We start from the raw sequence: 15,772 nt of genomic DNA, 5'->3' as shown, positions 1-15,772 counted from the left end.
GCTCAGCGGCGGCGCAGAATGAAATCCCGGATCCGCTGCGCGGCTTCCACGCATTCCGCCAGCGGCGCAACCAATGCCATGCGCACACGCCCGGCGCCAGGGTTGACACCGTCCACGTCCCGCGACAGGTACGAGCCCGGCACCACGGTCACGTGTTCTTCCACGAACAAGTCGCGGCAGAACGCGGCATCGTCGCCATTCACATTCGGCCACAGGTAGAACCCGCCATCCGGGCTCTGCACGTCCAGCACAGGTTTGAGGATCGCCAGCACCGCGTCGAATTTTTCGCGGTACAGGTCGCGGTTGGCCAGTACGTGGGCCTCGTCCCGCCAGGCCGCGATGCTGGCCAGTTGGGTTTGCACGGGCATCGCGCAGCCGTGGTAAGTGCGGTACAGCAGAAACGCCTTGAGGATTTCGGCGTCGCCAGCCACGAAACCGGAGCGCAGCCCCGGGAGGTTGGAACGCTTGGACAGGCTGTGGAACACCACGCAACGCTTGAAATCCTGGCGGCCCAGTTCGACGCAGGCGCTCAGCAGGCCCGGCGGCGGGGTTTGTTCGTCGAAGTACAGCTCGCTGTAGCACTCGTCGGCGGCGATCACGAAGTCATGTTCGTCGGCGAGGGCGATGAGTTTTTTCAGGGTGTCGACCGGGATCAATGCGCCGGTAGGATTACCGGGCGAGCACAGGAACAGGATCTGGCAGCGTTTCCAGATGTCTGTCGAGACCGCGTCGAAATTCGGGTTGAAGCCATTGGTGTCCAGGCACGGCAGGTAGTGCGGCTTGGCTCCGGCCAGGAACGCGGCGCCTTCGTAGATCTGGTAGAACGGGTTTGGGCTCACCACCAGCGCGTCGTCGCCGCGGTTGACCACGGTTTGGGTGAAGGCGAACAGGGCTTCGCGGGTGCCGTTGACGGGCAAAATATTACGCGCCGGGTCGAGCCAGCCCTTGGGCACGTTGAAGCGGCGTTCGCACCAAGCGCCGATGGCCTCGCGCAGTGCAGGAATGCCCAGGGTGGTCGGGTAGACGGCCATCTGGTCGAGATTGTTGCTCAGCGCTTCGGCGACAAACGTCGGAGATTTATGCTTGGGTTCGCCGATGGAGAGCGCGATCGGACGTTTATCCGGGTTCGGCGTGACACTGCCAAGCAGGGCGCGCAGTTTCTCGAACGGGTAGGGCTGCAGTTGGTTCAGGGCGTTGTTCATCGAAAGTCTCGTCAAATTCGGTTGAAAACAGTCGGTCTGCCAGGCAAAAGCAATTCAAATGTGGGAGCGGGCTTGCTCGCGAATGCGGTGTTTCAGTTAATCAATGGGTGGTTGAAACACCGCTTTCGCGAGCAAGCCCGCTCCCACACAATCAAATGGACAGGCGCGTCAGTTCGACGCCAGGTTCCAGGGTCACGCTCAACTGCTGCACGATCGCGTCCTGCAGGCGGCGACACAGTTCCGGGTCGGACAACGGCTGGTTGTCGGCGTCGGTAATGAAGAACACGTCCTCCACGCGCTCGCCGAGCGTTGCGATCTTGGCGTTCTGCAGCGACAGATCGAACTCCAGGAAAATGCCGCCGATGCGGGCCAGCAGGCCTGGGCGATCCGGGGCGCTGAGTTCCAATACCGTCACCGGGCGCTGGGCGTCATTGGAAATGGTCACCTGAGGCGCAAACGCAAAATGCTTGAGCTGGCGCGGCACCCGGCGCTGGATGATGGTCGGGTAGTCGTCAGGGTTGCGCAGGGCCTCGGTCAGGCCTTCGCGGATCTTTTTCACACGCGCCGGGTTGTCGCCAATCGACTCGCCCTCGGTGTCGAGCACGATGTAGGTGTCGAGGGTGAACTGGCTGCTGGAGGTGATGACCCGTGCGTCATGAATGTTCAGGTTGAGCTGGTCCATGGCGGCCACGGTCACGGCGAAGAAATCATGCTGGTCGGGCGCATAGATGAAGATCTGCGTACCGCCCTCGAACTCGCGCTGCGTGGTTTCCTTGATCAGCACCAGCGGGCCGCCATCGGCGGGCTGTTGCAGGATCGCGTCGGTGTGCCAGGCCACGTCGCCGGCGGTGTGGCGCAGGAAGTAATCGTCGCCCAGTTGCGACCACAGTTGCTCGACATCGTCCGGGTCGTTGCCGCCGCGCACCAATATATCCAGGGCCGCGCTTTGGGTGCGGCGGATCTGCTCTTCGCGGTCCACCGGGTTTTCCAGGCCGCGGCGCAGGGCGCGCTTGGTCTCGGTGTACAGCTGGCGCAGCAGGCTGGCGCGCCAGGAGTTCCAGAGTGTCGGGTTGGTGGCGTTGATGTCGGAGACGGTCAGCACGTAGAGATAGTCGAGGTGGGTTTCATCGCCGACGATCTGCGCAAAGTCGTGGATCACTTGGGGATCGGACAAGTCTTTGCGCTGGGCAGTGGTCGACATCACCAGGTGGTTCTGTACCAGCCAGACGATCAGGCGGCTGTCCCACAACGGCAACTGATGGCGCTGGCAGAAGGCCTCGGCATCCACCGCGCCAATTTCGGAGTGGTCGCCATGCCGGCCCTTGCCGATGTCGTGGTACAGGCCGGCCAGGTAGATCAGCTCGGGCTTGGGCAGCTTGGCCATCAGCTTGCTGGCCAGCGGGAATTTCTCTGACACCTGGGTGTATTGCAGCTTACGCAGGTGCTTGATCAGGTTCAGCGTGTGGGCGTCCACGGTATAAATGTGGAACAGGTCATGCTGCATCTGCCCGACGATAAAACCGAACTCCGGCAGGTAGCGCCCGAGAATGCCGTAGCGGTTCATGCGCCGCAGGTTGCGGTGGATGCCGATCTTGCACTTGAACAGCTCGATAAACAGGCTGGTGTTACGGATGTCGTTGCGGAAGTCATCGTCGATCAGGTGTCGGTTTTCCCGCAGCAGGCGAATGGTGTCGGCGCGCACGCCTTTGATCTCCGGCTGCTGGGCCATCAGCACGAAGATTTCCAGCATGGCGAACGGCGTGCGGCGGAACACGTTGTCGTTGCGTGCCTCGATATAGCCGTCGTGCAACTGGAAGCGCGAATTGATCGGTTGCGGCGGGGCTTCGTCTTCGGGGGCGAGGATCACCTCTTCGAAGTGCTGGATAATCAGGTCGCTGAGCTGGGCAATGCTCATGACCACGCGGTAATACTGCTGCATGAAGCTTTCGATGCTGGTCTTTGCGTCTTCGCCTTCAAAACCCAACAAGGTAGCGATGGACCTTTGGTGGTCGAACAGCAGGCGGTCCTCGGAGCGCCCGGCGAGCATGTGCAGGGCGTAGCGCACTTTCCAGAGAAATTCCTGGGACGAGGCCAACAGGGCGTTTTCGCTCTCCACCAAAAAGCCTTCGCCGGCCAGGGCGCGCAGATTAAGGGTGCCGTACTGGCGCCTTGCAACCCACAGAATCGTCTGGATATCCCGCAGCCCGCCCGGCGAGCCTTTGACGTTGGGCTCCAGGTTGTACTCGGTGTCGTTGTACTTGTGGTGCCGGGCTTTCTGCTCGGCGCGCTTGGCCAGGAAAAAGTCCTTGCTCGGCCACATGTGCGCGGTGCTGGTGACCTCGAGCATGCGCTGGCGCAGGCGCTCGGGGCCGGCAATGGTGCGGCTTTCCATCAGGTTGGTAATGACCGTCAGGTCGGCGCGGGCCTCCTGGGCGCACTCGTCGACCGAGCGCACGCTCTGGCCGACTTCCAGGCCAATGTCCCACAGCAGCGTGAGAAAACGCTCGATGGAATCGCGAAACATCTCATGGTCGGCGCTTTCCAGCAGGATCAGCAAGTCGATGTCGGAGTAGGGGTGCAACTCACCGCGACCGTAGCCGCCGACCGCCACCAACGCGATGTCGGCGTCTTTGCTCCAACTGAACTGCTCCCAGGCCTTCTGCAGGATGTTGTCGACGAACCAGGCGCGGTCCTCAATCAGCCGGCGAATGTCCCGGCCGCTGCGAAAGCGCGCATCAAGCACCTCGCGGGCCTGGCGGATAGCCTTTTTGAACGCGGCGATGGGGCTTGCCTTCAAGGCCAGTTCGGCCTGGAACTGGCCACGGTCGAAGAGTTCGGGATCCACCTGGGGCATCGATCGGCTTTCCTTTCTATGTGTCAGTCAGTCATTACGCGGTGGGAAAACCTTTCCTGTCGTTACGCCGATACGCGTGGGATCGTGTCGTCGGCGCGCAGGGTGAAGATCTCATAGCCGGTTTCGGTCACGAGCAGGGTGTGTTCCCACTGGGCCGAGAGCTTGCGGTCCTTGGTGATGGCGGTCCAGCCGTCGCCCAGCACCTTGGTGTCGGCCTTGCCCTGGTTGATCATCGGCTCGATGGTGAAGGTCATGCCGGCCTTGAGCTCCATGCCGGTGCCGGCGCGGCCGTAATGCAGGATCTGCGGCTCTTCGTGGAACACGGTGCCGATACCGTGGCCGCAGAATTCGCGCACCACCGAGAAACCGTTCTTTTCCGCGTGCTTCTGGATCACTTCGCCGATGTCGCCCAGGCGGCAGCCGGGCTTGACGATTTCGATGGCCTTGTACATGCATTCCTGGGTGACCTGGGACAAGCGCTCGGCCCACGGCGCCACAGTGCCGACATGGAACATGCGGCTGGTGTCGCCGAAGTAGCGGTCCTTGATCACGGTGACGTCGATGTTCAGGGTGTCGCCGTCCTTCAGCGGTTTGTCACCCGGAATCCCGTGGCACACCACGTGGTTGACCGAGGTGCAGATCGACTTGGGGAAGCCCTTGTAGTTCAGCGGCGCAGGGATGGCGCCTTGCACGTTGACTATATAGTCGTGGCAGATCTGGTTCAGGGTTTCGGTGGTGACGCCGGGCTTGACGTGCTCGGCGATCATTTCCAGCACGTCGGCGGCCAGTTTGCCGGCAATGCGCATGCCGGCGATGTCTTCGGCGGTTTTCAAACTCACGGTCATACAGGCTCTCTCTGGCGTAATACGCCGAAATCAATTCGGTTTACGGGCGTGCGACTAAAGGTTGCAGAATTCGCACAAGCCACAAAAAACGCGATTCTAACAGACGATGGCGTCAAATCATGAGCCTCTGATGATCGCTTCTCTCTATGAGGTAGGGGGATGTCGGCTCTATTCAAGGGGTTACATGAAGGCCGCCGGCGGCAAATGTGATTGCGTGTTCCGTTTTTGCCGATGCTGTGGTATAAAATGCGCCGCTTTCCGGGGATACCCCGCAGAGCTTAAATCCACACACGTGTCGACACGATGACCTGGGTGCCGGAGGCTTGAAACCGCTGGTTGGTCATTGGGATACGTGGAGGCCAAACCCGACTTATTAAGGAACTATCATGTCCCAAGTCAACATGCGCGATATGCTGAAGGCCGGTGTGCACTTCGGTCACCAGACCCGTTACTGGAACCCGAAAATGGGCAAGTACATTTTCGGCGCACGTAACAAGATCCACATCATCAACCTTGAAAAAACCCTGCCGATGTTCAACGAAGCTTTGACTTTCGTAGAGCGCCTGGCCCAGGGCAAAAACAAGATTCTGTTCGTCGGCACCAAGCGTTCCGCTGGCAAGATCGTTGCTGAAGAAGCAGCACGTTGCGGCTCGCCGTACGTCGATCACCGCTGGTTGGGCGGCATGCTGACCAACTTCAAGACCATCCGTGCTTCCATCAAGCGTCTGCGTGACCTTGAAGTGCAAGCCGAAGACGGTACTTTCGCCAAGCTGACCAAGAAAGAGGCGCTGATGCGCACTCGCGACCTGGAAAAGCTCGATCGTTCCCTGGGTGGTATCAAGGACATGGGCGGTCTGCCTGACGCACTGTTCGTTATCGACGTTGATCACGAGCGCATCGCGATCACCGAAGCCAACAAGCTGGGCATCCCGGTTATCGGCGTAGTCGATACCAACAGCAGCCCGGAAGGCGTTGACTACATCATCCCAGGCAACGATGACGCAATCCGCGCTATCCAGCTGTACATGGGTTCGATGGCTGACGCTGTAATCCGTGGTCGCAACCACGTTGCTGGTGGTACCGAGCAGTTCGTTGAAGAAGCTCCGGTAGCTGCCGCTGAGTAACTGACGCCCTGGCGTTGACTCAGTAAGCAAAAAGGGGGCTTGGCCCCCTTTTTGCCACCTCGAAAACCATTTGTCGGCAGCGCAGCTACATCATCTGTAACGTGCAGCGGCCTACAAGGGTGATTCGGGAAGAATTGATCGCCCGTTTGATCGGGTGGAATGGTTGAAAACCTATCCAAGAGGATTTTGAAATGGCAGAGATTACTGCAGCGTTGGTCAAAGAACTGCGTGAGCGTACCGGCGAAGGCATGATGGATTGCAAAAAGGCCTTGACCAAGGCCGGCGGCGACATCGAAAAAGCCATCGACGACATGCGTGCTTCCGGCGCCATCAAGGCTGCCAAGAAAGCAGGCAACGTGGCGGCTGAAGGCGCTATCGCTCTGAAAGAAGACGGCAAATCCGCCGTTCTGCTGGAAGTGAACTCCCAGACCGACTTCCTGGCTCTGCAGGACGACTTCAAGGCATTTGTTGCCGCCAGCGTTGAAAAAGCGTTTGCCGACAAACTGACTGACGCCGCTCCGCTGATCGAAGCTCAGGAAGCGGATCGCCTGGTACTGGTTGGCAAGGTTGGCGAAAACGTCAACATCCGTCGCCTGGTTCGCGTTGAAGGTGACGTAGTTGGCGGTTACCTGCACGGCAACAAGATCGGTGTAGCGGTTGTTCTGAAGGGCGGCACCGTTGAGCTGGCCAAAGACATCGCTATGCACGTAGCGGCCAGCAACCCTGAGTTCCTGCTGCCGTCGGAAGTGTCCGCTGACGCAATCGAACGTGAAAAAGCTGTGTTCCTGAGCCTGAACGCCGACAAGATCGCCGGCAAGCCAGAGAACATCGTTGAAAACATGATCAAGGGCCGTATCAGCAAGTTCCTGGCTGAAGCGAGCCTGGTTGAGCAGGCGTTCGTCAAGAACCCTGAAATCAAGGTCGGCGAACTGGCCAAGAAAGCCGGTGCTGAAATCGTTTCCTTCACTTACTTCAAGGTAGGCGAAGGCATCGAGAAGCCGGTCGACAACTTCGCTGAAGAAGTTGCCGCCCAGCTGGCTGCCGCCAAGCAATAAGACAGTTTCCAACTGTCGCCCGAAAGAGGCTGCCCGCTCACGCGCGCAGCCTCTTTTCAAATGGGAGGGCCGATTTTGATTGGCTTCCCCTCGGAACTGGCTTACAAAGCCGTGTTCCGATGGCGCTGTAGCAGCGTCTGCTGGAGTGAACGCAAGCCGTAAACGGCTCGCCATGAATTTTTTAAAATACGCCGCAGGAGAGATTCGCAATGGCTCAGCAGGGCAGTGGTTATCAGGCTCGCTATAAACGCATTCTACTCAAGCTTAGCGGCGAGGCCCTGATGGGCTCGGAAGAGTTCGGGATCGATCCCAAGGTACTGGACCGCATGGCGCTGGAAGTCGGCCAGCTGGTCGGCATCGGCGTACAGGTCGGCCTGGTGATCGGCGGCGGCAACCTGTTCCGTGGCGCGGCACTGAGTGCGGCCGGCATGGATCGGGTTACCGGCGACCACATGGGCATGCTGGCCACTGTGATGAACGCCCTGGCCATGCGCGACGCCCTGGAGCGTGCCAATATCTCGGCTATCGTGATGTCGGCTATTTCCATGGTCGGCGTGACCGATCACTATGACCGCCGCAAAGCCATGCGCCACCTGAACGCCAAGGAAGTGGTGATCTTCGCCGCCGGCACGGGGAACCCGTTCTTTACCACCGATTCGGCGGCGTGCCTGCGCGCGATCGAAATCGACGCCGATGTGGTGCTCAAGGCGACCAAGGTGGATGGCGTATACACCGCAGATCCGTTCAAAGACCCGCATGCCGAGAAGTTCGATCATCTGACCTACGATGAAGTACTGGATCGCAAGCTGGGCGTGATGGACCTGACGGCTATCTGCCTGTGCCGCGACCACAAGATGCCGTTGCGCGTATTTAACATGAACAAGCCCGGCGCCCTGCTGAATATCGTACACGGCGGCGCAGAAGGGACTCTGATCGAGGAAGGCCAACAATGATCAACGAAATCAAGAAAGACGCTCAAGAGCGTATGCAGAAATCCCTGGACTCCCTGAACCATGCATTTGGTCAGATTCGTACAGGCAAGGCTCACCCCAGCATCCTGGGTAGCGTGATGGTGCCGTACTACGGCGCAGATACCTCCATCACCCAAGTGGCCAACATCACCGTAAAAGACTCGCGCACCCTGCAGGTCGTGGCCTTCGAGCGCAACATGCTCGGCGCCGTCGACAAGGCCATCCAGAGTGCCGGGCTGAACCTCAACCCGACCAACCTGGGCGAGTTGCTGCTGATCTCCATGCCGGCGCTGACCGAAGAAACCCGCAAGGGCTTCACCAAGCAGGCCCGCAGTGCAGCCGAAGATGCGCGCGTTGCCGTGCGCAATATCCGTCGCGATGCGCTGGGTGACCTGAAGAAGCTGGTCAAGGACAAGGAAATCAGCGAAGACGAAGAGCGTCGCGCCGTTGCTGATATCGACAAGCTGACCAAGGACGCCGAGGCCCAGATCACCAAGGCCACGGAAGAAAAAGAAAAGGACCTGATGGCCGTATAAGGGGTCAGGACGCCTTCATGGAAAAGACCAAGCAGACTGTACCCTCCGTGGTGCCGCGCCATGTCGCGATCATCATGGATGGGAATAATCGCTGGGCGAAGAAACGCTTCATGCCGGGCGTCGCCGGGCATAAAGCGGGTGTCGATGCGGTACGGGCTGTGATCGAGGTATGTGCCGAGGCCAAGGTCGAAGTGTTGACCTTGTTCGCCTTCTCCAGTGAAAACTGGCAACGGCCGGCCGAAGAAGTCAGTGCCTTGATGGACCTGTTCTTCAAGGCCTTGCGTCGTGAGGCCAAGCGCCTCAACGACAACAACATCAGCCTGCGCATCATTGGCGACCGCTCGCGCTTCCATCCGGAACTGCAGGCCGCCATGCGTGAAGCCGAGGCGATTACTGCCGGTGCCAATCGTTTTGTGCTGCAGATCGCAGCCAATTACGGTGGCCAGTGGGATATCGCCCAGGCCGCACAGCGGCTGGCCCGTGAAGTGCAAGCCGGTCATCTGCGACCGGACGACATCACGCCCGAACTGTTGCAAACCTGCCTGGTCACCGGCGACCTGCCGCTGCCGGACTTGTGCATCCGTACCGGTGGCGAGCACCGCATCAGCAACTTCCTGTTGTGGCAACTGGCCTACACTGAGCTGTACTTCTCCGACCTGTTCTGGCCGGACTTCAAACACGATGCCATGCGTAACGCATTGGCCGATTTCGCTTCCCGTCAGCGTCGCTTCGGTAAAACGAGTGAGCAGATCGAAGCTGGAGCCCGGGTTTAAATGCTTAAACAACGAATCATCACAGCACTGATCCTGTTGCCGATCGCCTTGTGTGGGTTTTTCCTGCTCGAAGGGTCCGGCTTTGCGCTGTTTATCGGCTTGGTAGTCACCTTGGGTGCCTGGGAGTGGGCGCGCCTGGCAGGGTTCAGTGCCCAATTGCCGCGCGTGGTGTATGCCGCGGTCGTGGCGGCGCTGGCGTTTCTCTTGTATATCCTGCCGGACATTGCGCCGTGGGTGTTGGGGGCGGCAGTCCTGTGGTGGGCGCTGGCGACATTCCTGGTATTGACCTATCCGCGCACCAGCGGCAAGTGGTCCAGTGTGGCCTGCAAGCTAGTGATCGGGCTATTGATCCTGCTGCCGGCGTGGCAAGGGCTGGTGGAGATCAAGCGTTATCCGATGGGTAACTGGCTGATCCTGGCGGTCATGGTGCTGGTCTGGGGCGCCGACATCGGTGCGTACTTCTCGGGCCGGGCGTTCGGCAAGCGCAAGCTGGCACCCGCGGTCAGCCCGGGCAAGAGCTGGGAGGGCGTGTACGGCGGCCTGGCATTGACGCTGGTGATCGCGTTGGTGGTCGGCGTTGTGCGTGGTTGGTCGGTGAAGGAGATCTTCCTGGCGCTGCTGGCCACCGCCATCGTCGTGTTCATCTCCGTAGTGGGTGACCTCACCGAAAGCATGTTCAAGCGTCAGGCCGGGGTCAAGGACAGCAGCAACCTGTTGCCGGGCCATGGCGGCGTGCTGGACCGTATCGATAGCCTGACGGCCGCGATCCCGATCTTCGCCGTGCTGTTGTGGATGACGGCTTCGTGAGCCGCCTGCAACAGGTGACCGTGCTGGGTGCAACCGGCTCGGTGGGGCTCAGCACCCTGGACGTGATTGCTCGTCATCCTGATCGCTATCAAGTCTTCGCCATCACCGGTTTCAGTCGTTTGAGCGAGTTGCTGGCGTTGTGCGTTCGACACGCGCCGCGCTTCGCCGTAGTACCTGAGGCCGCTGCGGCCCGGGGGTTGCAGGACGATCTGCGGGCTGCCGGGCTGGCTACTCAAGTCTTGGTAGGGGAGGAGGGGCTGTGCCAGGTGTCGGCCGCTGCCGAAGTGGATACCGTGGTCGCCGCTATCGTGGGAGCTGCGGGCTTGCGCCCGACCCTGGCCGCCGTCGATGCGGGCAAGAAGATTCTGTTGGCCAACAAAGAGGCGCTGGTCATGTCCGGCGCGCTTTTCATGCAGGCGGTGCGTAAAAGCGGCGCCGTGCTGCTGCCCCTCGATAGCGAGCACAACGCAATCTTCCAGTGCATGCCCGGTGACTATGCTCGTGGTTTGAGCCAGGTTGGCGTGCGTCGGATCCTGCTGACCGCCTCCGGCGGGCCGTTTCGGCAAACCCCACCGGCGGAGCTTGAGCATGTGTCGCCCGACCAGGCGTGCGCCCACCCGAACTGGTCCATGGGTCGCAAGATTTCGGTCGACTCGGCCAGCATGATGAACAAGGGATTGGAGCTGATCGAGGCGTGCTGGTTGTTCGATGCACGTGCGGAGCAGATCGAAGTGGTGATTCACCCGCAGAGTGTGATTCATTCCCTGGTCGACTACGTGGACGGTTCGGTCCTGGCGCAGTTGGGCAACCCCGATATGCGCACGCCGATTGCCAATGCGTTGGCCTGGCCGGAGCGGATCGACTCCGGCGTGGCGCCCCTGGACCTGTTTGCGGTGGCCCGTCTGGACTTCGAAGCGCCGGACGAACAGCGCTTCCCTTGTTTGCGCTTGGCGCGGCAAGCTGCGCAAGCGGGTAACAGTGCGCCGGCGATGCTCAATGCGGCCAACGAAGTGGCGGTGGCGGCGTTTCTTGAGCGGCGCATCCGCTTTCCGCAGATCGCGAGTATCATCGAGGACGTTCTGGCGCTCGAACCTGTCGTGCCAGTGGATGATCTGGGCACGGTATTCGAAGTCGACACCAAGGCCCGAGCCCTGGCGGGGCAATGGCTGAGCCGCAATGCGCGTTAGTTTGCAGGCGGGTTTTCAGTCGTCAGGCACTGGATTGGAATGCGGAGAAATTAGATGAGTGCGCTTTACATGATTGTCGGCACCCTGGTTGCTCTGGGCGTGCTGGTTACCTTCCACGAATTCGGCCACTTCTGGGTGGCGCGTCGGTGCGGCGTCAAGGTATTGCGCTTTTCAGTCGGTTTCGGCATGCCGCTGTTGCGCTGGCATGACCGCCGTGGCACCGAGTTCGTGATTGCCGCCATTCCGTTGGGCGGCTACGTCAAGATGCTCGATGAGCGCGAAGGCGAAGTGCCGGCCGACCAGTTGGACCAGTCCTTCAATCGCAAGACCGTTCGTCAGCGTATTGCCATTGTCGCCGCCGGCCCGATTGCCAACTTCCTGTTGGCGATGGTGTTTTTCTGGATCTTGGCCATGCTGGGCAGCGAGCAGGTACGTCCGGTCATCGGCGCGGTCGAGCCGGACAGTATTGCCGCCAAGGCCGGTTTGGTAGCCGGGCAGGAAATTGTATCCATTGATGGCGAACCCACCACGGGCTGGGGCGCGGTCAATTTGCAGCTGGTGCGTCGTCTCGGCGAAAGCGGCACGGTCAATGTTGTGGTGCGCGAGCAGGATTCCACCACCGAAACCCCGCGGGAGCTGGCGCTCGATCAGTGGCTCAAGGGTGCTGACGAGCCTGATCCGATCAAGTCCCTGGGCATACGTCCATGGCGTCCGGCCTTGCCGCCGGTGCTGGCCGAGCTGGATCCGAAAGGTCCGGCCCGGGCAGCAGGCCTCAAGACCGGCGATCGCCTGCTGGCCCTCGATGGCCAGGCGCTGGGTGACTGGCAGCAGGTGGTCGACCTGGTTCGTGTACGTCCTGATACTAAAATTGTGCTGAAAGTTGAGCGCGACGGTGCTCAAATCGACGTCCCCGTGACCCTGTCGGTGCGTGGGGAGGCCAAGGCGGCCGGGGGTTACCTCGGTGCCGGGGTCAAAGCAGTCGATTGGCCGCCATCGATGGTGCGTGAGGTCAGTTACGGGCCGTTGGCGGCGATTGGCGAGGGTGCAAAACGCACCTGGACCATGAGTGTGCTGACCCTCGACTCCCTCAAGAAAATGTTGTTCGGCGAGCTCTCGGTAAAAAACTTGAGTGGACCGATAACCATTGCTAAAGTGGCGGGCGCTTCTGCCCAGTCGGGTGTCGCGGATTTCCTGAATTTCCTGGCTTATCTGAGTATCAGCCTGGGTGTTCTGAATTTGTTGCCCATTCCAGTATTGGATGGGGGGCATCTGTTGTTTTATCTGGTCGAGTGGGCGCGTGGTCGTCCCTTGTCGGATCGGGTGCAGGGTTGGGGGATACAGATCGGTATCAGTTTGGTGGTCGGGGTGATGTTATTAGCCCTGGTCAACGATCTGGGTCGACTGTAACGCTTCGCTGAATTGCGAATCTGCCGCATTTTGCGGCAGTTTGTTTATTGCCAGTTGGAATAAGAAAGGACTTCATGAAACGTCTGCTGCTAACTGCGGTTCTCACCGTATTGATGATCGCCGAAGTTCACGCCGAGTCCTTCACCATCTCCGATATTCGCGTCAACGGCCTCCAGCGGGTTTCCGCGGGTAGCGTCTTTGGTGCCTTACCGTTGAACGTCGGTGAACAGGCTGATGACCGTCGCCTGGTGGAATCCACTCGTGCGCTGTTCAAAACCGGTTTCTTTCAAGACATCCAACTGGGTCGCGAAGGCAACGTCCTGGTCATCACCGTCGTTGAGCGACCTTCGGTCGCCAGTATCGAGATCGAAGGCAACAAGGCGATCTCCACTGAAGACCTGATGAAAGGCCTGAAGCAATCCGGCCTGGCCGAGGGCGAGATCTTCCAGCGCGCCACCCTCGAAGGTGTGCGTAACGAGCTGCAGCGCCAGTACGTTGCCCAGGGCCGCTATTCCGCGACCGTGGAAACCGAAGTGGTGCCGCAGCCGCGCAACCGCGTCGGCCTCAAGGTCAACATTAACGAAGGCACCGTGGCGGCCATCCAGCACATCAACGTGGTGGGCAATACCAAGTTCGCCGACGATGACCTGATCGACCTGTTCGAGCTCAAGACCACCAACTGGCTGTCGTTCTTCAAGAACGATGATAAGTACGCCCGTGAAAAACTCTCCGGTGACCTTGAGCGCCTGCGTTCCTACTACCTGGATCGTGGCTATATCAACATGGATATCGCTTCGACCCAGGTGTCCATTACCCCGGACAAAAAGCACGTCTACATTACGGTCAATGTCAACGAAGGCGAAAAGTACAAGGTTCGTGACGTCAAGCTCAGCGGCGACTTGAAAGTACCTGAAGACCAGGTCAAGGCGCTGTTGCTGGTGCAGAAGGACCAGGTGTTCTCGCGCAAGCTGATGACCACCACTTCCGAACTCATTACACGCCGCCTGGGTAACGAAGGTTATACCTTCGCCAACGTCAATGGCGTTCCGACCCCGCACGATGACGACCACACGGTGGACATCACATTCGTGGTCGATCCAGGTAAGCGTGCCTACGTTAACCGCATCAACTTCCGCGGCAACACCAAGTCTTCGGACGAAGTGCTGCGTCGGGAAATGCGCCAGATGGAAGGTGGCTGGGCCTCGACCTACCTGATCGACCAGTCCAAGACCCGTCTTGAGCGCCTGGGCTTCTTCAAGGAAGTCAACGTAGAAACCCCGGCCGTACCGGGTGTGGATGACCAGGTCGACGTGAACTACGCCGTGGAAGAGCAGGCATCCGGTTCGATCACCGCCAGCGTCGGCTTCGCACAGAGCGCCGGCCTGATCCTCGGTGGTTCGATCACCCAGAACAACTTCCTGGGTACCGGTAACCGAGTGTCCATCGGCCTGACCCGAAGCGAATACCAGAGCCGATACAACTTCGGCTATACCGACCCCTACTGGACGGCCGACGGTGTGAGCCTGGGCTACAACGCCTTCTACCGCACCACCGACTACAAAGACCTCGACGTTGACGTTGCAAGCTATGCAATCGACAGTCTGGGTGCCGGTGTCAACGTGGGTTACCCGATCAGTGAGACCTCGCGCCTGACCTTCGGCCTCACTGCGCAACAGGATGAGATCAAGACCGGCGTCTACACCGTGGACGAAATCTTTGACTTCACCCGTCGTGAAGGTGACAAGTTCCTCAACTTCAAGGCGTCTGCCGGCTGGTCCGAGTCGACCCTGAACAAAGGTGTATTGGCGACCCGTGGTCATTCCCAGAGCCTGACCCTGGAAACCACCACGCCGGGCAGCGACCTGTCGTTCTTCAAGCTCGACTACCGTGGCCAGTTGTTCACGCCGTTGAGCGACAACTACACCATGCGTCTGCACACTGAGCTGGGCTATGGAGACGGTTACGGCTCCACCAGTGGTCTGCCGTTCTACGAGAACTACTACGCGGGTGGCTTCAACTCCGTACGTGGTTTCAAGGACAGCACCTTGGGGCCGCGCGGTACGCCTAGCCGTGGCGCTGGTGTAACCGGTAACCAGGGTACAAATCTTGACTCGGATAATGACCCGCTGCCATTCGGTGGTAACGTTCTGATCCAAGGTGGTGCGGAAATCCTGTTCCCGCTTCCATTCGTGAAGGACCAACGTTCCCTGCGGACCTCGGTTTTCTGGGATGTGGGTAACGTGTTCGACTCCAAATGCGACCAGATCACCAACCCGAGCGGCGTGAAGTCCAACACCAAGTGCAACGACGTGAGCCTCAGCAACCTCGCGAGCTCCGTGGGTGTGGGTGTGACCTGGGTGACCGCGCTTGGCCCATTGAGCTTTGCTCTGGCCATGCCGATCAAGAAGCCGGATAACGCTGAAACCCAGATTTTCCAATTCTCCCTCGGCCAGACGTTCTAAGCGTCTGACCCAAGATAACGACAACGGATTCTGTAGGAGTACATCGTGCGTAAGTTGACTCAATTGGTTCTGCTGGCAACCGTGCTGGTAGCGACCCCGGCCTTCGCCGAAATGAAAATCGCCGTGCTGAACTATCAGATGGCGCTGCTGGAGTCCGATGCGGCCAAGCGTTATGCCGTGGATGCCGAGAAAAAATTTGGTCCGCAACTGACCAAGCTCAAGACGCTGGAAAGCAGCGCCAAGGGCATCCAGGATCGTCTGGTCGCTGGTGGCGACAAGATGCAGCAAGGCGAGCGCGAGCGTCTGGAGCTTGAGTTCAAGCAAAAGGCCCGTGACTACCAGTTCCAGTCCAAGGAGCTGAACGAAGCCAAAGCTGTTGCCGACCGTGAAATGCTGAAACAGCTGAAGCCCAAACTCGACAGCGCCGTGGAAGAAGTCATCAAGAAGGGTGCCTTTGACCTGGTGTTCGAGCGTGGCGCTGTGATCGACGTCAAGCCTCAATACGACATCACCCGTCAGGTGATCGAGCGCATGAACCAGCTGAAGTAA

13 protein-coding genes are annotated in these 15,772 nt (G+C 59.7%); 10 read left to right on the top strand and 3 right to left on the bottom strand.

Features of this window, described 5'->3' with window-relative positions; translation table 11 throughout:
* Positions 1–2 precede the first annotated feature (2 nt).
* The 3 genes from dapC to map all read right to left on the bottom strand — a co-directional run bounded on the left by dapC (position 3) and on the right by map (position 4,901).
* Positions 3–1,202, bottom strand: a complete 1,200-nt coding sequence (gene dapC / locus ACLH0H_RS02740) for a succinyldiaminopimelate transaminase (RefSeq protein WP_411380873.1) — start codon at positions 1,200–1,202, stop codon at positions 3–5.
* A 151-nt stretch (positions 1,203–1,353) separates the two neighbouring features.
* Entirely contained in the window at positions 1,354–4,056 is a 2,703-nt protein-coding gene (locus ACLH0H_RS02735; RefSeq protein WP_411380872.1) for a [protein-PII] uridylyltransferase, read from the bottom strand.
* Positions 4,057–4,118: 62 nt separating this feature from the next.
* Complete coding sequence (map, locus tag ACLH0H_RS02730) at positions 4,119–4,901, bottom strand: type I methionyl aminopeptidase (protein ID WP_065893367.1); 783 nt, start codon at positions 4,899–4,901, stop codon at positions 4,119–4,121.
* A 386-nt stretch (positions 4,902–5,287) separates the two neighbouring features.
* Between map and rpsB the strand changes: the two genes are divergently transcribed.
* From rpsB to ACLH0H_RS02680, 10 genes are all read left to right on the top strand, one after another.
* A complete protein-coding gene (gene rpsB / locus ACLH0H_RS02725) occupies positions 5,288–6,025 on the top strand; it encodes a 30S ribosomal protein S2 (protein ID WP_003219330.1) in 738 nt (245 codons plus the stop codon).
* A 191-nt stretch (positions 6,026–6,216) separates the two neighbouring features.
* On the top strand, positions 6,217–7,080 hold the full coding sequence (gene tsf, locus ACLH0H_RS02720; RefSeq protein ID WP_024073825.1) for a translation elongation factor Ts: 864 nt from the start codon (positions 6,217–6,219) through the stop codon (positions 7,078–7,080).
* Between the two features lie 209 nt (positions 7,081–7,289).
* Positions 7,290–8,033 (top strand): UMP kinase, encoded by a 744-nt coding sequence (gene pyrH, locus ACLH0H_RS02715; RefSeq protein WP_003172271.1) that lies wholly within the window; start codon positions 7,290–7,292, stop codon positions 8,031–8,033.
* Positions 8,030–8,587 (top strand): ribosome recycling factor, encoded by a 558-nt coding sequence (gene frr / locus ACLH0H_RS02710; protein WP_049709667.1) that lies wholly within the window; start codon positions 8,030–8,032, stop codon positions 8,585–8,587. Before pyrH ends, frr begins: the two co-directional genes overlap by 4 nt.
* A gap of 17 nt (positions 8,588–8,604) precedes the next feature.
* Entirely contained in the window at positions 8,605–9,360 is a 756-nt protein-coding gene (gene uppS / locus ACLH0H_RS02705; RefSeq protein ID WP_016974405.1) for a polyprenyl diphosphate synthase, read from the top strand.
* Entirely contained in the window at positions 9,361–10,167 is an 807-nt protein-coding gene (locus tag ACLH0H_RS02700; protein ID WP_411380871.1) for a phosphatidate cytidylyltransferase, read from the top strand. It begins immediately after the preceding gene.
* A complete protein-coding gene (gene ispC, locus ACLH0H_RS02695) occupies positions 10,164–11,354 on the top strand; it encodes a 1-deoxy-D-xylulose-5-phosphate reductoisomerase (protein ID WP_411380870.1) in 1,191 nt (396 codons plus the stop codon). Before ACLH0H_RS02700 ends, ispC begins: the two co-directional genes overlap by 4 nt.
* Positions 11,355–11,408: 54 nt before the next feature.
* Positions 11,409–12,761, top strand: a complete 1,353-nt coding sequence (gene rseP / locus ACLH0H_RS02690) for a sigma E protease regulator RseP (protein ID WP_411380869.1) — start codon at positions 11,409–11,411, stop codon at positions 12,759–12,761.
* A 74-nt stretch (positions 12,762–12,835) separates the two neighbouring features.
* Positions 12,836–15,223: an outer membrane protein assembly factor BamA gene (gene bamA, locus ACLH0H_RS02685; RefSeq protein WP_411380868.1), complete on the top strand. Its 2,388-nt coding sequence runs from the start codon at positions 12,836–12,838 to the stop codon at positions 15,221–15,223.
* A gap of 45 nt (positions 15,224–15,268) precedes the next feature.
* Positions 15,269–15,772, top strand: coding sequence for an OmpH family outer membrane protein (locus ACLH0H_RS02680; protein ID WP_033902788.1), 504 nt, complete (start codon positions 15,269–15,271; stop codon positions 15,770–15,772).

The sequence above is a fragment of the Pseudomonas sp. MPB26 genome, assembly GCF_046605355.1.
Lineage (GTDB): Bacteria > Pseudomonadota > Gammaproteobacteria > Pseudomonadales > Pseudomonadaceae > Aquipseudomonas > Aquipseudomonas cedrina.
Note: the sequence above shows the minus strand (reverse complement) of the source record. Positions and strands in the feature narration are given on the sequence as shown.